The organism is Gemmatimonadota bacterium (genome assembly GCA_040388625.1).
In the GTDB taxonomy this organism is placed as follows: Bacteria; Gemmatimonadota; Gemmatimonadetes; order Gemmatimonadales; family Gemmatimonadaceae; genus Fen-1247.
The window spans coordinates 196,628-214,033 of sequence record JAZKBK010000005.1 but is presented as its reverse complement, the minus strand read 5'-3'; the positions used below and the strand labels follow the sequence as shown (position 1 = coordinate 214,033).

Below are 17,406 nucleotides of genomic sequence, written 5' to 3'. Positions count from 1 at the left end.
CTACATCGCGCAGTGCGAATCGTTGACCGACAATCACATGCGATTCACCGTGCTGCGAATGCGCTCTCTCGCAATGTGGTTGTTACGTACATGTACGCAAATCAGATATCCACAGGTAAGACTTCATCTCTACAACAGAGGTACCCGAAATGCACCTTGGAAACCTGACACTGGCTACCGCAGTACTCGCCGCAGGACTCGTCGGATGCGGATCGTCAGGCGCGAGCGGAAGCGGAACCATGGGACCGCCGGGGCCGTCCCCCCAAACCGCGACGGTAGCCGCTACAGCACAACTGGCTTTCTCGCCCAACGCCGTCACCATCGCGCCCGGCGGTACGGTGACCTTCGCCTTCGGAACGGTGGGGCATGCGGTGAAGTTCGATACCGGAACCAATCCGCCCGGCGACATAACCGGCGTCAATGCAAACACGTCGATCTCGCGCACATTCAGCACAGCTGGGACTTACACGTTCCACTGCACGATCCATCCGCAGATGACTGGCACCATCATCGTCGCCGCATCGTCGACGACGAACAATCCGGCGCCACCTCCAGGCTACGGTCCGTAGTTGAAGCTGGGATGGAGGGTGGGGTTGGTCTCGCATCCGCTACACTCGCCGCGGATCAACCCCATCCGACATTGTGCGTCACCACGACTCGCCCTGCACTCCACGTTGATCGCTCTAGTTCGAGTGCTCGCTCACCCAATCGGCGATCGTCCCCAGGACGTCAGCACCGATGAGTTTCGACGGTAACCTCGCATAACCGCTCGGATCACCGGTCGGATCCACCAGGAATAGATGGTCGAGCTCCGGAAAGACGTGCACCGTAACATCCTTGTCGCCACCAGCCCGTAGCGCTGCCGCGAGCTTCTCCGCCTGATCCGGGCTGATCTGCCGATCGTTGCCACCCTGAAGCACCAGAGCGGGAACGCGTACGTTCCTGGCCGTGGCGATCGGATCGTACGACAGATAGTACTTCACCCACGGTTGATGCGCCGCCGCCGAATCCAGGATCGCGTCCTGTCCCTTGAGTATGGAATCGCGCCGCACGGCGCTGAGCGCAGTGTCACGCGTGACAGCGTATTCGAGCTGTGCGTGACTGATCTCGCGGCCGGTCGACGCCGGTCCAGCGAGCGTCACGATTCCCGCGAGCGATGGATCGGTTGCTGCAATCATCGGCGCGATCTCGCCACCTTCGCTGTGTCCGATCAAAAGGAGGTGCCCGTCATCTACGTCGGGGCGCGACTTGAGATATGCAAGCGCAGCGCGGATGTCATTCGCAAAATCGGCCGTCGTGGCCGAAGCAGCATCGCCGCCCGATGCGCCGAAGCTCCTGTCGTCCATGCGCAGGACCGCGATACCGCGCGCGCTGAGTGTATCGGCTATCTGGCGGAACGGACGATAACCAACCACACCGGGGATGGTTTCGTCGCGATCCTCCAGTCCAGAACCCGTTATCATGACCACCGCGGGAACGCGTGCGTTCCGGCGTTTGGGCATCGTGAGTGTTCCAGCCAGTACGAACGACCCGGGAGTAGTCACCCTCACTTCTTCACTCGTGTACGGCGCATTCGCCGGTGCGGAATAATCGGGCTTGGCGAGCGCGACACCGGTCGCGGAATACGGAATCGTGTGACGTACGATCTCCGAATGCTGGGCGGGAACTGCGCCGCCCAGAACCTCTCCATTCGGTGACGTGTGCAACCGCAGCTCTGCGCCACCCACGTCGACGATCGTGGAATCCGCGCCGAGCCGCGTGACAGTCGCCGAGACGGTGCTGCCGCCCTCGATGAGAAAGAGAGGGATCGTGACCGGTCCCGCTCCGAGTCGACGTGCGCGCTGCACGAGTACCTGCAGCAATGCAAACGACGGATTGACCCACGGAATTGCCCCGACTTTCGTGGCGGCGCGCTGTATTCCCGTACCGACCTGTGCGAATACACTATCATCGACGATCGCGACGATTGCGTGTGCCGTCGGTGTCGTGCCCGCTTGACTGTACGCCTTGATCTCGAGACGTGACACGAGACTCTGCGAATCGACTTTCACATCCAGCGTGTAACGACTGCTGCCGCGCGCATCCATCGCCGCGCTGATGTCGTTGCCGTTCTGTTGCACGGTCTCGACGGCGATTGTGTCATTGCCGCTCTTCAACACAAAAGACTCGGCGCTCTTTATCGACGCAGACTTGTCGGGCGCAGATTTACTCGAGGATTTACGCGGTGCAGATTTTGTGGATTGTGCGAGCGCATTCGTCCCGATGCACAGAACCAGCGCGATCAGCGCACCGAAGCAATTTCCAGCGATTGCGTGCATGGGACGCGCACGCCTGACAGCCCTGCATGCGCGCGATCCGAGTTCGTCAGTCAAACGAAACTTCCGGGTTATTGGTGAGCATTGAAAATGCCCTGCGGCCCGGGGCCGGGCCAGCGCCAGCGCTTTCCGCCTGGTGCGATCAGGCCGGATCGTCAGATGCCGGCCCGTCACCACGCGCCGCGGGCGGTGGCTGTCTGATGAGTTCGTGGTCCTCACATGGGTCGCAGGGTCCCTTCTCGGCGACATGTTCCGTCGGCGGCTCTATTGCCGTCCGTAGCACGAGCGGCGAGCCTTCGAGGTTGGCGGACTCCCCGAGCGTGGCGCCGAGGCGCTGAACTCGCTCTGCGATCGCGGCGGCATTCTCGGCATCCGGCGTGGTCAGCAGGATGTGGAATGTGTCTTTCCCCTCCGACGCGATCAGGTCCGAAGTCCGGAGCTCCTGGCAGAGTCGCCACAGCAGGGCGCGCCGCAGGCTCTCGGCGCCGCCCTCGGCGGCGACGCGTATTACTCTGACCATGGTGTTCCTGCGCCTGGCCCTCCGCTCCTCCCAGTTCTGAATTATCCGAAAATAGGGGATGTTCGGCAGGCCCGTCGCGGCGTCAGTAAGTGCTCTCCCAAGAAACGTATCCACCCTTCGATGCCCCCGATACACTGACAAATCACCCTACCCTTGCAGGAAACGGGCACATACAAGTGATTCGCTCAAGTCTGACGGGTAAATTCTTCGAACGGTCGTTCGATTCGGGCTTTCGCGGTATTCGATGGCTCGGACAGGCGGGTAGGGAGTACTATAGATCGTAGGTTCAACTGATGATCCTGTGGAGGATGCGGTGAAGACACGACGCTTGGTATGGCTATCTGGAATGACGTTGGTCGCTGTCACTGGCGTGGCGGCGTGCAACGCGCCGGCCAAGCCGTCTTCGGATCTGAGCAGAGATCTCGACGCGGCGTCGTCGACATCGTCTTCGCTCACGCTCGCTCCCGCATCCGGTAGTCGCGATGTAGTTTCTGCGGTCGAGCGAGCCCCGGACGCGCAACGCGCGCCCGCTCCAGCGCAGAAACAGGTCGCCGAGCACAGAGCGCCGCCGCCTGCAGTTGTCCAGCCGGTCGCAGCTGCGCCGCAGCCTGTGACGCCACCGCAAGCAGTAGCTGCCGCACCGACTGCCGTGACACCAACGCCCGCAACCGGTGAGGCGACACGTCGTCCAACGCCGGTGCAACAGGCACCACGCGGCGGATACAAGACAGAAGCGGAAGTCTTCCGCGACGCACCGTTCCCGATCAAACCGTAGCTGCAGGTAGTGATGCCGTGGCAGCCATCGTCCCGCGTCTATTCGAGAACCGTAAATGACATTACGTACCATCGGTAAGCTCGCCCTGATCGCGACGCTTGCGGTTCCACTCGCGCTTGCCGCACAGAACGGCCAGTACCACATCACCAACCGCTACAAGCTCGGCGGCGACGGAAGCTGGGACTACCTTGCGTTCGATACTGTCGGGAACCGCATCTTCATTGCACGCGAAAATCGCGTAATGGTGGTGGATCCGTCCAACGGAAAGCTCCTTGGTGAGATCAAGGGACTCAACCGTGCGCACGGTGTCGCCTTCGCATACCATGCAGGACATGGGTTCGTGACATCAGGCGAAGACAGCACCGTGTACATGTTCGATCTCAAGACGCTCCGCGTACTCGGCAAGACGGTTGCTGCAGTGGACGATGATGCAATTCTCTACGATGATGCGTCGAACAGGATCTTCACGATGAATGGTGACGCTGGCTCGTCATCGGTGATCGACCCGGTAACTGGCAAGCTCATCACCAACATTCCGCTGGACGGCAAGCCGGAATTCGGTGTCAGTGGCGGCAACGGTAAGGTGTACGCCAACATCGAGGACAAGAGTCAGATCGTCGAGATCGACACGCGCACCATGAAGGTTGTCCGTCGCTGGCCGCTGGCACCGTGCCAGTCGCCGAGTGGATTGGCGATCGATCGCGCGCACATGCTGCTGTTCAGTGGATGTCACAGCAAGGTGATGGCGATGTCCGACATCAAGCGCGGTGCGGTGGTTGGTACGGTGCCGATCGGATCTGGTGTGGATGCAAACAAGTTCGATCCTGGTACCGGCCTCGCGTTCAGCTCCAACGGAGACGGCACGATCACTGTCGCGCATGAGACGAAGCCTGGCACGTTTGCCGTATTGCAGACTATCACGACGATGCCAGCGGCGCGCACCATGACGTTCGATCCAAAGACTCACAAACTGTACACAGTTACCGCGGAGTTCGGTCCTTCACCCGCGCAGGTAGCTGGTGCACCGCGCAGGCGTCCGCCCGTATTGCCGGGATCGTTCGTGTTGATCGAGATGAGTCGGTAGTATCTACACAACGAGAGTGCAACCGGAGCCCGATCGAGCGTTTGGCGATCGGGCTCCTGTTGTAACCGGCGGGACAGGTTGACGCCGTATGGTTAGATGATCGGCGCGAAGTGCACGCCGCGCTCAACCATCACAGGAGATAGCATCATGAAGATCGCATCGATCGCGGCAGCAGCCGCTACTCTGATCGCCGCGCCCCTGTTCGCACAGGGAACGACGCCTAAGACGGACGTCCCGCCTGCGCTCGCAAAGCAGGCGAAGATATCACTCGACTCTGCGCGCGCCATCGCGATGAAGCGTCTGCCGAAAGCGTCGATTCAGTCGCAGGAGCTGGAACAGGAAAAGGGACGTCTGATCTACTCGTTCGACATGAAGACGTCCGGCAAGAGCGGTATCGACGAAGTGAACGTCAACGCAAAGACCGGCGCGATAGTGGAAGTCGGACACGAGACGCCGAAGGACGAACGAAAAGAGGCGAAGAGCGAGACGAAGAAGCCGTAGGGAGGTCCGCAGGTTGTGCGACGGGATCAGGTTGTTCCCGTCGCACAAGGTTATTCGGCGAGGGATTCCAGCAGCGGGGGCACGCCATCTTGCTCCTTGCGCGCAATCCCGACCGGCGCGACATTCGAGTATCGTCGGCCCCCTCTCGCTCAGGAGCTTCGCCATGTTCATCCGCCCAGCGATTGTGTTGGCGTTCCTTGTTGCGCCGCCCTTGTTCGCTCAGGCCCCTGGCTCGTCGCCACGCTCCCCCGATTCCGAAGTGCGCGACCAGTGGGTCACCGTCAGCAAGTACCTGGCTCGTTCGGCGGCAGCGGTGCCGGAATCCTCCTATGCGTACAAGCCGGTCGCGACCGTTCGAAGCTTCGGTCAGCTCGTCGCGCACGTCGCCGGCTCTCAGATGATGTTCTGCGCCGCTGCACTTGGCGAAAAGGTGCCAGCCGAAGATGACTTCGAGAAGCGGAACATGTCCAAGGCCGAGCTCGTGAAGGCACTGGATGAGTCAAATACGTACTGTGCACGCGCGTATGCAGTGCCGCCCTCGAATCTGGGCGGAGCCGTGGAAATGTTCGGACAGCATTTCACGCAGGGTGGTGTGCTCCTGGTAAACGCGACGCACGACAACGAGCATTACGGAAACATGGTTACCTACATGCGCATGCTCGGGCTCGTGCCGCCGTCGAGCCAGCCAGCGCAATAACGAAATACCGGACGGCAGCTCGGACTCGATCCGCAGCTGCCGTCCCGTATTTCGTTCTCCATCAAGGAACCCGCTCGTTGGCAGCGGGGAATGCCGGCGGCGGATAGGGACCGATCAGATCGACGGTGTAAACGCTCGCCCAGAAGTCGGGCGGTCCTTCGCTCTCCGGAACCTTGTTGCTCACAGGTTTGACGGCGCGCTTGAGATATGCGGCGATCGCCTGCAGCTCCCTGTCGGACATGTAGCGCCAACCCGGCCACGGCATCGGTGGAGCGAGATAGTGCGGGTGCTGAGGAAAGTTGCCGACGCCCGGAGTACCCGACGTGATGTCGACGTCAGGCGTGTCTTCCGGACGAAGGCCATAACGCAGCGCGTTGAATATCTGCCGTTCGGTAAACCGCCCCAGGCCTGTTGCATTGTCCGGTGTGAGATTGCGCGGACGCGTGCGCCAGCACGGTTTTGCATCGAGCTTGAGCGCACAGGGCCCGATCAGAAACTCCTGGTCGGGACGCGTCATGCCGGCGAGCCACTCCTTCGATGCCGGGCTGACACCGCCGTGACACCCTGCGCAATCGTGATTCAATACCAGGGATCGTCCCAGTAGAATCTCGTCGTCGGGAGAAGGCGTCAGGTGATTCGACTTCAAGGCGACGCGGCCGACTTCGTCCGGACTCTGGTGCACCCATCCCACTATTGCGACGGCAGATATTAATGAGCTGACAGCAAGCAGTCGCGTAAGGAAGGTTCGCGTCACTTTGACCTCCTTGCAGGGGTTATCGCACTTGCAGAACCGCCATCATGCCATGATCCTCGTGCGCGAGGATGTGACAGTGAAACATCCACTTCCCAGGAAAGTCGGCGTAGCGGACGATGAATCGCACGGCTTCGTGTTTGGGGATGTTGACGACGTCCTTCCAGCTGCGGAACGGCTCCGGTACACCGTTCCGGTCGATCACCTGAAACTGAAATCCGTGGAGGTGAAATGGATGATCCATGCCAACGACGTTCTCTACGTCCCATATCTCTGTCGCGCCAACGGACGCCTGCATGTCAACGCGTGACATGTCCATCGTGTGTCCGTTGATCATACCCTGGCTCAGCACGACAGTACGCGTAACCGTAGCAGTGGCCGTATCGAGTGCTGGAACGACTCGAAACGTCGTCGGCAGCGTGACAGGAGCCGGCATCACCCGATCGCTGTAGTGCAAGTCGAGCAGAACACGCGACGTATTCCAGTCCGCCGGCCGAGTCTGCGGCATGTAGCGATCGTAGGGCAGATCCATGAGCTCCGCGTTGCTCCCGGGTTTCCCTGTTCCACGAACGAGCAGCTCCACTCGCTCGGAGTTGGCAACCACGATGTCGTTCCTTTGCACCGCGTGCTCGAACAAACCATCGTCACTCCCAACGTGCAGCAGCACCTGACCGGGGATGGCAAGCCGGTACACGCGCGCCGCCGACGCATTGACCACGCGCCAACGCTGGACCTCGCCCTTACGGATCACGATGGAAGGCATGACCTGGCCGTTGACGAAGAGCACGTTGCCTTCGCGCCCGTTCTCCATGTCAATGTTTGACTGGGTTGAATTCGAATCGGCGAACTCGATCGATCCGTCGGGTCGGAAGCGGTTATCCGACAGTATGAGCAACTTTTCCGGAAGCGTCGCTATTGGATCATTGGCTGCGCGAACGATGAATGCGCCGAACAATCCCATCGCGGCCTGGTACTCACTTCGTCCGTCGGGATGGGGGTGATACCAGTACGTTCCGGCGGTTCCGCGTGGGATGTTGAAGATGTAATCGTAGTGTCCGCCCGGCGGCACGGGGTCGAACGGGCTGCCATCCATCTTTGCAGGCAGATGCACCCCGTGCCAGTGCACGGTTGTCGCCTCCGGCAGCTCGTTGCGAAAGTGGATGATGACTCGGTCGCCTTCGCGTGCCTCCAGCGTTGGGCCCGGAATGGATCCATTATACGCATACACATCGGTGAGACGGCCCGGCAGGACAGAAATCCGGGCGGGCGCCGCGACGATGTTTACCTCGACCGTGTGCGGCTTGGAGGAGATGTTGCGCAGAACCGGCGGGTTCCTGAGCGTGTCTGCAGCCGGTTTGGAGCCGACCTGTTGCACCACCATGGGTTGCGCATGCAGCGCAGCCACTGGTACTATGGGCATCGCAAGCGATGCCGCCATCAGGCTCCGAGCAAAGGAGCGGAGGTTCGCGGGACGCCCAACGGAAGTACTCAACGACGCCTCGTTGTGCGTGGAGAGCGACAGATTGCGCAGGTGCGAACGCCTGACCAAGGGCACCAAGATACCGGCGTCGCGCACAACCGCAAGAAGAACTTTCCAACGCTCCGCGCCGCCACCCGCTTCCGGATCCATGGCAGCAGGAACACGACTACCGGCACGCACGCCAACGCACTAGGCTCAGGTACAATTTCACTCACAGCCCCACACATCGTGACCGACCACTTCCCCATCACACCCAGCGGCTCAGCCAGGCCGCTCGGCCCATACTCTCCCGCGATGGGATTCGAGCGACTGGTGTTCGTTTCCGGACAGGGCGCGCTCGATCCGGCCACGAATCGCATGGCGGGTGAAGATGTCGAAAGTCAGACGGAGCAGTGCCTCAGGAACGTGCAGACCATACTCGAGGCGGCCGGATCCAGCCTGCAGCATGTGCTGCGCTGCGGAGTGTTTCTCATCGACATGAATGAATTCGGCCGGATGAACGCTGTTTATGGTCGCGTGTTCGGCGATCACCGCCCTGCTCGCACGACGGTGCAGGCGGCGGCTCTGCCGGGCGACGGACTGCGAGTCGAGATCGACTGCATCGCGTACATACCGTAATCAATAAAGCAATTCCGCTTCCCGTCCTCTTCCACGCTCGAGGTCGGTAGTCACGGGTCGGGCCTCGCCCCCGATCACTCAAGGAGATCACCCAGTGATGGTTCAGCTCGCAGCCATGTTGCTCGTCCTCCAGACAGCAGCCAGTCCCGGAACACCGACCGGCGGCGTACAGGACGCGGCTTACGGACCGGGCGGCCGCCTGGCACTCGCCATCGACGGCGACATCTGGGTGCAGCGCTCTGCGAGTGATGCCACGCACTGGATCCAGATCACGTCAGGAGCTGCATGGAACCGCGAGCCGGCGTGGAGCGCGGACGGCAGCTCTCTCGTGTTCGCGTCCAGTCGCGAAGGCGACTCCCGACTCTATAAAGTGCGGCTCGGCGCCGCAGGAACGAGCACGGCCGCGGGGTCTCCCCAGCGTGTGACCGATTCAAACGCATGGGAGAGCAGCCCAACATTCGCACCCGACGGCACGCTGGCCTTTGTACGCGGCCGCGGCCCCACAGCACGCATCTACATCCGTTCGACAGATGGACATGAGCGACGACTCACCAAGTCGAAGACCGGCGCCGAGGGTTGGCCGGCGTTCGCGCCCGATGGCAAACAGATCGCCTTCGTGGCAGTCACGGAAACGGGGAGCAGGCTCCGCATCGCCTCGATGCATGGCGATTCCATTTCAACCGTAGTAACCAATCGCGAAGTCGAGCATCCGACATGGTCTCCGGACGGGCATCGGATCGCATTCGGCACGCGTAGCGGTCCCGCTGGTGTCTGGATCACCACGCCGGATAACGATTACGTGAATCTCGTCAGCGCGCGCCGGGCTGCACCATCGTGGTCGCCAAGCGGAAGCACTCTCGCACTCGTGGAGCTTCCACCGCCGCCACCCGGCTACAACGGTGATCCAGACCGTCTGGGTGATCGCGCCGCGGGCGCAGTGCAGAAGGGATCGGGCGAGTTGTGGTATGTGTCCGCACCGCCCGCACCCGATAGTGGAAACTCCGCAACGCTGGCGATCGCAGTCGATCGTCGCGATCGCAACGCTGCGCGATTCGACGCCGCGTGGCAGCGCACCGCGCAGTTGTATTACTCGACTCCGGATGCTGCGTCGCGTCGCACGCAGTGGGAGACACTCCGCGACACGTTCCGTCCGCGCGCACTTGCGGCAAGGTCCGATGATGATCTCGCGAAGATCGTGCACGAGATGCTGTTGCGTCGTCCATCGCTGCGCGAACCAGCTACAGGACACGCCGCCGTCTCGAGCGCGAATCCGGTTGCCACTGAAGCTGGTCTCGAAATTCTTCGCAAGGGTGGAAACGTCGTCGACGCCGCGGTAGCTGTGTCATTCGCACTCGGCGTCGTAGAGCCCGACGCGAGCGGGATCGGCGGCTACGGCGAGATGCTCATCCGGCTCGACTCGATGCCGCACCCCGTCGTCATCGAGTTCATGACGCGACTTCCACAGGACGTCCTCACCAACGAGCACGCGATTCTCGTCAACGGACGCTACCCTGACGACGGCCCCGTGCTGCCGAACGTACCGGGCACGATTGCAGGGATGCACAAGGCATGGATGGAATACGGGAGCCACAAGGTCAAGTGGGCCGATCTCGTCGCACCCGCAATACGCGCAGCGAGGAGCGGATACGTCGTGAGCGATGGGCTTGCCACCACACTCGCCACGGAGCGGGAGCATTTCCTCAAATACGAAGGAAGTCGCAAGCTGTTCTTCCCGGACGGCAAGCCGTTGCAAGCTGGCGATACACTTCGCAATCCTGATCTCGCCTGGTCACTTCAACAGATCGCCGACAGCGGCGCGGATGCGGTGTATCGGGGCGCCGTTGGCCGCCGAATGGTCGCCGATCTGCGCGGACACGGCAACGCGATGCGCATGAGCGATCTCATGCGCTACTACGCCGCCGAGCGCGAGCCGGTTGCCGGAAGTTACCGCGGCTTTACTGTTTACTCGAGCGCCCCTCCAGTTTCGGGCGGCGCGACGCTCGTTGCGCAGCTCAACATGCTCGAGCGTTTGCCGCGGCTCCCATCATATACTGAAGATGCGGCCACCATCCACGCGATGATCGAAGCGTGGAAGCTCGTTCCATCGGCACGCAACCGCATCGCAGATCCCGGCCTCTGGCCGGTCAACATCAGCGCGTTCACGAGCAAGGACAGTGCGCGCGCACGATGGAATTGCTTCGATGCGCGGCGCGCGCTCACGAGCAAGGAGTTGAGCGGCGACACACCCAAGTGCGCCATGGCGCACACCGGTGGCGCCGCGAAGGACAGTGCGAGCGGTGCAGCGAGTGATACTGGCCGCAAGCAGAGCGGAGCCGACGGCGGAAACACGATGCTTGCGACAGGATGCGGCGGCACAGACGCCGAAGAGGGCGAGAGCGACTGTCACCGCACCGGCACCACTGCATTCACCGTCGGCGATGCAGACGGCAACGTGGTAGCGGTGACTCAGACACTCGGCACATGGGGTGGGAGCTTCTACGTGTCACCTGGGCTCGGCTTCCTCTACAACGACAAGGTCACGTCGTACGGCAGCGACAGCGCCGCGTTCGGAGGTCGCGCACCGTATGCTCGCAACGGCAGCACGCTTGCACCTACGATCGTCTTCCATGGATCGGGCGCGAAGCTTCGGCCCGTGCTCGCGGTTGGTGCCGCAGGCAACTCGTGGATCACGTCGGCGGTATACAGCATCGTCGAGGGAGTGCTGGATCAGAAGCTGGACGTTCAGCGCGCAATCGAGCTCCCTCGTTTTCTTCTTTCACGCGACCGCGTGGGGAATCGCAGCGACTTCGTCGTCGAGCTCGAGGATGGCTTCGCGCCGAGTGTGGAGCGCGACCTCGAGAAATTCGGCCACCAGCTTCGTTTCATCTCGCTACCTGGCGAGCTCAGGATGGGCTACGCAGCCGCGATCACGTTCAGTGACAGGACTGTTACGGCGGGCGCTGATCCGAGGAGAGCCGGCGGAGCGGGGGCGATAGAGGCAGAGGGGAAAGGCAAACGACAATAGTGAACGCTAGTGAACGAGATCGGATCGTACCAGATAGACACTTCCACCGTGGCCAGTTCCGCCACCGATAAACGCGACACCGTCGGTACCCCAGCGAACGAGTTGCTGCCTTGGAGCATCCGGACCGGGAACAGCTACGCTCCCGACAAATGTGCCCTGACTCACGTCCAGCGCATCGAGCGTCAATCTGTCGGTGATTGCGTACAGGGTTTTTCCGTCGCGGCCGGGGGTGATGGAATACACGGTGGATGGGAACCAGGTCGATCGCGCAACCTGACCGTGCGTGACTGAATTATAGAGTGGCCCTATGGTCGAATAGACTATTCCGTTCAAGTACGCGATGTCGGAATTGGGTGGACCGCCGTTTATATAGTGGGGTGCGCTGCTCGTCGCTCCAGCTGCATCGATCGAAATGTCATACACTGCTCCCGCATAGAATGCATTCAGTGCCGTGGCAGACGCTCCAAATGCGAGCGGACCCAGCATCGTACTGTTTGGATCGAATGCAAACTTCGGCCTCGCAATCGAGTCGTCGTATACCATCACTCCGCTAAACCCGAAATCCAGGCCTGGAAAGCAGTATTGCTCTACGACGAGAGTGTGAGGACTTCCCGGAGTCACGACGCCGAATGGTACCCGAGGAAAACACTGCGAAGTGTTGTACATCGGTATCGTGAGATCGACCGTCGCCGTTGCGAGTACAACGCGGTGCATTGCAGAGTCCAGGGACGCGGCATAATACAGGAACTGACCATCGCCCGAGACTGCAAGCATCGTTGGCGTTCCGCGCGTCGGTATCGACCAGAGCACGTTGCCAGTTGCCCCGTCGAGCGCGATTATGGATCTCGGGTGAACGGGATCGAAGCCGTCCTCTCCTGCATAGACCACTGACCGAACAGGGTCGCTGGCCAGGACGGTCGCCGATACCGGAGCAATGATCTCCGATGTGAGTTGCCGCGCTGCTGCAGTTACCGTGAACGGCAGCGAACTGGATGACCCACCACCCGGTGGTGGATTCACCACCGCGATCTGGATGACGCCAGCAGCGGCGAGTTCCGATGGATCCATCCACACTGACAGAGTCGTCGGTGTTACCGCCCCCGAAGCGTGTCGCAGCACGCCATTGACCGACACCATCGTGCCAGCGTCAAACCCGGATCCTGTAATCGTGATGGTGTAGATCTCGGCGCCGGCGGCAACAGTGTTCGGAGAGAGCGAAGCAATTGTCGGAGCGGCGCGCGTGACGGAGACCGGGTAGTAATACGTGCCACCGCCGGGCCCGGGATTCGTAACCAGGATGTTGAACGTGCTCGGAGTCGCCACGAGTTGCGGTGGCAGATTCACCTGCAATTGCGTCGAGCCTACCAGGACCGACTGCAGCTGTTGAGCGCCGACGGAGACTGTCGAGGCAGGCGTAAAGCTGGATCCATTGATCGTCAGCATGACAGCCTTGTCGCTGACCGTGACGGTTGCTGGATCGACACCGCTGATGTGCGGCGCCGGGTTGAGCGCCGGTCCGCGATACGCACTCGCAAAAACCCAGCGACCGAATGACACTCGCTGGCCGTTATCATCGACGCCGTTGAAGTTGACAGTGACACTGCCATCGGCGTTTATCGTTCCGAGATCGGGGATCGAGGAACCCAAATAGTAGATGGCGAACGTCGAATCGCTGGTCAGGACCCCGGACGCAAAATACGCGGTGGACGGTTGGTTTTCGTGTGGCGCGCTGAGCGGGCTGGTGCCTGATTCGTAAAGATGGAATGCCAGCACACCGTCCGCCTGCAACGTCGCGGTAGCACTATCTGCCCACGAGCGATAGCCCGCGGTCGGGTTCGAGAAATACACAGCCGGTATGCGTGCACCGGAGACCGACGTCAGCGATCGTGTGAACGCAGTGCCCGCGGCGGGTCGTCCGGGACCGGCGACAGTGTCGCTTGAACAGCTTAGCGCGACGCCCAGCAACAGAATCAGCGCAACATTGCCACAACGACGCAGGAGCATGATTGTTTTCGAGGAGGCCGGGATAATCTGGTGTTTCAGGCGGTGGTTGTCCACCCGAAGATCCAGCACCCGAAAATCCGCGGTCAGGCCTCGTCCCGCGCGCGCTCTCTCTGAGTTGCTGCTGATCCGGCTCACGCGCGAGTGATGGATGCCTAAGTGGTCCCCAATCGTGCGCATCGTACTGCCACCACGCATGAACGCATCGACCATCGCGCACAGGGCACTGACACCGGACAAAAACCGCGCACTCCACTTCTCAGAATATTCCTCTGAGCGTGTGTGCGCGGTCCATGTCGTTCAGAAACACCGGCGCAGTTCTCTGAATCAGATACTGCAGTTCCGTCGTCTGTGTCGCCCGCATCGCGGCGACCAGATAGTGGAGCATCGCTCTCGAGCGACGCTCCACTCCGTCCAGAAATACGCGATCGATGTCGCGTCCGCGAAGTGCTATTTCAGCTTGCTCTGAATATCCTTTATTCGGTCCAGGTGCTGCTGAACCTGGGGCTCCGCCGATGTCAGAGCTGACTTGAGCTCCGGGTTCTGCGCCTGCCCTTCCGCGCGCTTGATCATGTCCAGCACGTACTCGTGCCCTGCTACCTGCGCGTTCACGTACGCCGAATCGAACGCCGCACCCTTCGCCGCTGCCGTCAGCGTCGCCGCGGTCGACTGATTCATTCCATTGATGGAATCGGCCGCTGTCGTGTCAGGCGTGATGTTGAGTTTCTTTGCCAGTGCGTTGCCATCGTTCAGCATCTTGGTATGCGCCGTCACCATATCGCGCGCGAACGACCTGACCGATGCACTCGTCGCCTTGGTCGATGCCATCTTGCCGGCGTCGATCTCGCCCCGGTTGGCTGCCGCCAGCATCGCGAAGATCTGCGCATCCGTCATGGTCGCGGCGGGTGCGTTCATCGAAGTGCTCGATCCCGCGCCGGCAGCCATCGACGTGTCGGTTGTGCCGGCACCGGCCATGGTCGTATCGGCCGCCTCATTCCCCTTCTTGCATGCGCCGAGCATCGTCACCGCGCAGAGCGCGACCGCAAATGCGCTGCTTCTGGTCCCACGTACCATGATTGCCACCTCTCTGGTTCGCTGTCTGCCGTATTGGCCTCGCGAAGCAGAAAGGGGGCAAAATCCGTGCTACATGGCGAGTCTACTGCGGCGCATGCGTCAGCTCGACGTCAACCGTCAGCCTCACCTCGTTCGACACCATGACGCCGCCGGCTTCCAGCGCCTGATTCCACGTGAGGCCGAAGTCGCGCCTGTCGATCTTGAGCGAGCCGCTGAATCCCGCCCTGTCGTTGCCCCACGGATCCTTCGTGAACCCCTCGGCGGTGACCTTCATCTCCACCGGGCGCGTGACGCCGCGGATCGTCAGATCACCGGCTACCACGAACTCGTTGTCCCCGGCCGGCTTCACGGCGGTGCTTACGAACCGGATCTTCGGAAATTTCTCCACATCGAAGAAGTCCCCCGACCGAAGATGCGTGTCTCGCCCCGCATCATTGGTCGTAATGCTCGCCGTGCCGATCTCCGCCTCGATCCGCGATCCCGCCGGATGGCCATCGGTCACGACGGAGCCGGAAATATCCGAAAACCGCCCCCGAACCTTCGATATCATCAGGTGGGTGACGACGAACTCGACTCCCGAATGCGCAGGATCGATCTTCCATGTTCCGGCCAAGCTAGTCACGCCAGCTCCTGTGTCGTTCTTTGTACTTGTAAACATCCAAAGTCTCCGAGAAGGGGATTTTAAACCGTTCGGTCATAGAGTCATGTAGATAACTCTAGATAAGTTACTATATTTAGATAAGTAACTATTGTCAATGCCCGTACTCCTATTTACATACAGTATATGAGCCAGGAATCGGTTTGCCCCAAGTATCACAAGGCGGTCGAACTGATTGGTCGCCGCTGGACTGGCGCGATCATCAGCGCAATGCTCGCCGGCAAATCCAGATACCACGAAATCCGGGAGAACGTCCCCGACATCAGCGATCGGATGCTCGCGGAGCGGTTACGGGAGCTGGAAGCCGAAGGGGTGGTGAAACGGAACGTATTCCCCACGACACCGGTGCGCATCGAATACGAGCTTACGGACAAGGGCCGCGCACTCGAAACGGCGATCGTCGCGATCGGCGATTGGGCCAATGAATGGATCCAGCCGGCCGACCTGGCAGCCACGCTGCCTGCCGGATCCGACGAGCACTGATTCGGGCCCCATCTGACGAACGCTGCGGAAAGCCGGCGCGGCGTGCTCCTTGAATAACCGACGTGCGGCATGAAAAAATGACCGCACCCATCTCCGCACCCCTCCCCACACCACCACCGACTTCCCGCCGACCGAGCATCGGCCGCGCACTCAGCAGCCGCAATTACCGCCTGTTCTTCGGCGGTCAGAGTGTATCGCTCGTCGGTACATGGATCACCCGAATCGCAACGAGCTGGCTGGTATATCGACTCACCGGCTCCGCGTTACTGCTCGGCGTCGTCGGCTTCTGCAGCCAGATCCCGACGCTGATCCTCACGCCGTTCAGCGGCGTGCTGATCGACAGATGGAACCGTCATACCGTGCTGGTGGTGACGCAGGTTCTATCGATGCTGCAATCACTCGCGCTCGCCATTCTTGCGTTCGCCGGCGTGATCACCGTCACGGAGATCCTGATCCTCCAGCTGGTACAGGGAAGCATCAATGCGTTCGACACTCCCGCGCGCCAGGCGTTCGTCGTCGAGATGGTGGAGGATCGCAGCTATCTGTCAAACGCGATAGCGCTCAACTCGACGATGGTGAATGCGAGTCGCATCGTGGGGCCGTCCATCGGTGGTATGATCATCGCGCTCGCCGGCGAGGGTTGGTGCTTCATGGTCGATGCAATCTCCTACATCGCGGTGATCGCTTCGCTGCTGGCGATGCACGTCACACGCGCGGAGCGCGAGCCGATAACGACGCGCGTGACGGAGGAGTTTCGCACGGGACTGCAATACATCAAGGGCTCGCTGCCGATTCGCACCGCGCTGATACTGCTCGCGATCGTGAGCACGATGAGCATGCCTTACACCGTGCTCATGCCTGCAATCGCAACGCAAACGCTGCATGGCGGCGCGCACACGCTGGGTTTCCTCATGACAGCATCGGGTGTGGGCGCGCTAATCGGCGCGCTGTATCTCGCTTCGAGATTGTCGGTGATAGGACTCGAGGACGTGAGTGCCATGGCAACCGTCACGTTCGGACTCGGACTCATCGGCTTCGCGCTGTCGCGCCAGTTGTGGCTGTCGCTCGCGATACTGCCGATCGTGGGAGCAGGATTCATGGTGCAGATGGCATCGATCAACACCATCATCCAGACGCTCGTCGACGAGCGTCTCCGCGGGCGCGTGATGGCGTTCTACGTCATGGCATTCCTGGGCACCGCACCGATCGGCAGTCTCCTGGCCGGAGCGGTCGCCGCGAAAATCGGATCGGAGTACACGATCCTGTTCGGCGGCGCAGCCTCGGTCGCGGCCGGAATATGGTTCGCGTCACGTCTTCCCAGACTGCGCGCGGTGATGCACCCGATCTACGAGAGGCGCGGCATACTGACATCACCGCCGAGCTCAAAGCCTGCGACGGCGAGTGAAACGATTTCTTCCTGAGTC

17 protein-coding genes are annotated in these 17,406 nt (G+C 61.2%); 9 read left to right on the top strand and 8 right to left on the bottom strand.

Annotated features, from left to right (window positions below):
* Positions 1-149 precede the first annotated feature (149 nt).
* A complete protein-coding gene (locus V4529_12785) occupies positions 150-569 on the top strand; it encodes a plastocyanin/azurin family copper-binding protein (GenBank protein MES2359201.1) in 420 nt (139 codons plus the stop codon).
* 114 nt (positions 570-683) lie between these two features.
* Here V4529_12785 and V4529_12780 read toward each other — a convergent pair whose 3' ends face one another.
* Both V4529_12780 and V4529_12775 read right to left on the bottom strand, forming a co-directional pair.
* Positions 684-2,372, bottom strand: a complete 1,689-nt coding sequence (locus V4529_12780) for an alpha/beta fold hydrolase (GenBank protein ID MES2359200.1) — start codon at positions 2,370-2,372, stop codon at positions 684-686.
* 85 nt (positions 2,373-2,457) lie between these two features.
* Positions 2,458-2,835 (bottom strand): diguanylate cyclase, encoded by a 378-nt coding sequence (locus V4529_12775; protein ID MES2359199.1) that lies wholly within the window; start codon positions 2,833-2,835, stop codon positions 2,458-2,460.
* Positions 2,836-3,148: 313 nt separating this feature from the next.
* On the opposite strand from V4529_12775, the gene V4529_12770 reads away from it, so the two are divergent.
* From V4529_12770 to V4529_12755, 4 genes are all read left to right on the top strand, one after another.
* Positions 3,149-3,610, top strand: coding sequence for a hypothetical protein (locus tag V4529_12770; protein MES2359198.1), 462 nt, complete (start codon positions 3,149-3,151; stop codon positions 3,608-3,610).
* Positions 3,611-3,665: 55 nt separating this feature from the next.
* Positions 3,666-4,694 (top strand): YncE family protein, encoded by a 1,029-nt coding sequence (locus V4529_12765; protein MES2359197.1) that lies wholly within the window; start codon positions 3,666-3,668, stop codon positions 4,692-4,694.
* Positions 4,695-4,841: 147 nt separating this feature from the next.
* Entirely contained in the window at positions 4,842-5,195 is a 354-nt protein-coding gene (locus V4529_12760; GenBank protein MES2359196.1) for a PepSY domain-containing protein, read from the top strand.
* 163 nt (positions 5,196-5,358) lie between these two features.
* Positions 5,359-5,892: a DinB family protein gene (locus V4529_12755; protein MES2359195.1), complete on the top strand. Its 534-nt coding sequence runs from the start codon at positions 5,359-5,361 to the stop codon at positions 5,890-5,892.
* 61 nt (positions 5,893-5,953) lie between these two features.
* On the opposite strand, the gene V4529_12750 is transcribed toward V4529_12755, so the two are convergent.
* The gene (locus tag V4529_12750) at positions 5,954-6,646 is read right to left on the bottom strand and encodes a hypothetical protein (protein ID MES2359194.1); all 693 of its coding nucleotides are present in this window, start codon (positions 6,644-6,646) and stop codon (positions 5,954-5,956) included.
* A 19-nt stretch (positions 6,647-6,665) separates the two neighbouring features.
* Positions 6,666-8,081 (bottom strand): multicopper oxidase family protein, encoded by a 1,416-nt coding sequence (locus V4529_12745; GenBank protein ID MES2359193.1) that lies wholly within the window; start codon positions 8,079-8,081, stop codon positions 6,666-6,668.
* Between the two features lie 93 nt (positions 8,082-8,174).
* Here V4529_12745 and V4529_12740 point away from each other — a divergent pair, with 93 nt between their 5' ends.
* Both V4529_12740 and V4529_12735 read left to right on the top strand, forming a co-directional pair.
* Positions 8,175-8,741, top strand: a complete 567-nt coding sequence (locus tag V4529_12740) for a Rid family detoxifying hydrolase (GenBank protein ID MES2359192.1) — start codon at positions 8,175-8,177, stop codon at positions 8,739-8,741.
* 97 nt (positions 8,742-8,838) lie between these two features.
* Complete coding sequence (locus V4529_12735) at positions 8,839-11,766, top strand: gamma-glutamyltransferase (protein ID MES2359191.1); 2,928 nt, start codon at positions 8,839-8,841, stop codon at positions 11,764-11,766.
* Between the two features lie 6 nt (positions 11,767-11,772).
* Here V4529_12735 and V4529_12730 read toward each other — a convergent pair whose 3' ends face one another.
* From V4529_12730 to V4529_12715, 4 genes are all read right to left on the bottom strand, one after another.
* Positions 11,773-13,770, bottom strand: a complete 1,998-nt coding sequence (locus V4529_12730) for an IPT/TIG domain-containing protein (GenBank protein MES2359190.1) — start codon at positions 13,768-13,770, stop codon at positions 11,773-11,775.
* Between the two features lie 256 nt (positions 13,771-14,026).
* A complete protein-coding gene (locus V4529_12725) occupies positions 14,027-14,155 on the bottom strand; it encodes a hypothetical protein (GenBank protein MES2359189.1) in 129 nt (42 codons plus the stop codon).
* 62 nt (positions 14,156-14,217) lie between these two features.
* Positions 14,218-14,841 (bottom strand): DUF4142 domain-containing protein, encoded by a 624-nt coding sequence (locus V4529_12720; protein ID MES2359188.1) that lies wholly within the window; start codon positions 14,839-14,841, stop codon positions 14,218-14,220.
* 82 nt (positions 14,842-14,923) lie between these two features.
* A complete protein-coding gene (locus tag V4529_12715) occupies positions 14,924-15,463 on the bottom strand; it encodes a YceI family protein (GenBank protein ID MES2359187.1) in 540 nt (179 codons plus the stop codon).
* A gap of 162 nt (positions 15,464-15,625) precedes the next feature.
* Here V4529_12715 and V4529_12710 point away from each other — a divergent pair, with 162 nt between their 5' ends.
* Together V4529_12710 and V4529_12705 are read left to right on the top strand one after the other, a co-directional pair.
* A complete protein-coding gene (locus V4529_12710; protein MES2359186.1) occupies positions 15,626-15,982 on the top strand; it encodes a winged helix-turn-helix transcriptional regulator in 357 nt (118 codons plus the stop codon).
* 77 nt (positions 15,983-16,059) lie between these two features.
* Positions 16,060-17,403: an MFS transporter gene (locus V4529_12705; GenBank protein ID MES2359185.1), complete on the top strand. Its 1,344-nt coding sequence runs from the start codon at positions 16,060-16,062 to the stop codon at positions 17,401-17,403.
* Positions 17,404-17,406: the final 3 nt, after the last annotated feature.

Bases quoted from the DNA above. Each gene is read 5' to 3' on its own strand.
- V4529_12785 (MES2359201.1), top strand. From the start codon at position 150: ATGCACCTTGGAAACCTGACACTGGCTACCGCAGTACTCGCCGCAGGA.
- V4529_12775 (MES2359199.1), bottom strand. From the start codon at position 2,835: ATGGTCAGAGTAATACGCGTCGCCGCCGAGGGCGGCGCCGAGAGCCTG.
- V4529_12765 (MES2359197.1), top strand. From the start codon at position 3,666: ATGACATTACGTACCATCGGTAAGCTCGCCCTGATCGCGACGCTTGCG.
- V4529_12760 (MES2359196.1), top strand. From the start codon at position 4,842: ATGAAGATCGCATCGATCGCGGCAGCAGCCGCTACTCTGATCGCCGCG.
- V4529_12755 (MES2359195.1), top strand. From the start codon at position 5,359: ATGTTCATCCGCCCAGCGATTGTGTTGGCGTTCCTTGTTGCGCCGCCC.
- V4529_12745 (MES2359193.1), bottom strand. From the start codon at position 8,081: ATGGCGGCATCGCTTGCGATGCCCATAGTACCAGTGGCTGCGCTGCAT.
- V4529_12735 (MES2359191.1), top strand. From the start codon at position 8,839: ATGGTTCAGCTCGCAGCCATGTTGCTCGTCCTCCAGACAGCAGCCAGT.
- V4529_12730 (MES2359190.1), bottom strand. From the start codon at position 13,770: ATGCTCCTGCGTCGTTGTGGCAATGTTGCGCTGATTCTGTTGCTGGGC.
- V4529_12725 (MES2359189.1), bottom strand. From the start codon at position 14,155: ATGCTCCACTATCTGGTCGCCGCGATGCGGGCGACACAGACGACGGAA.
- V4529_12720 (MES2359188.1), bottom strand. From the start codon at position 14,841: ATGGTACGTGGGACCAGAAGCAGCGCATTTGCGGTCGCGCTCTGCGCG.
- V4529_12710 (MES2359186.1), top strand. From the start codon at position 15,626: ATGAGCCAGGAATCGGTTTGCCCCAAGTATCACAAGGCGGTCGAACTG.
- V4529_12705 (MES2359185.1), top strand. From the start codon at position 16,060: ATGACCGCACCCATCTCCGCACCCCTCCCCACACCACCACCGACTTCC.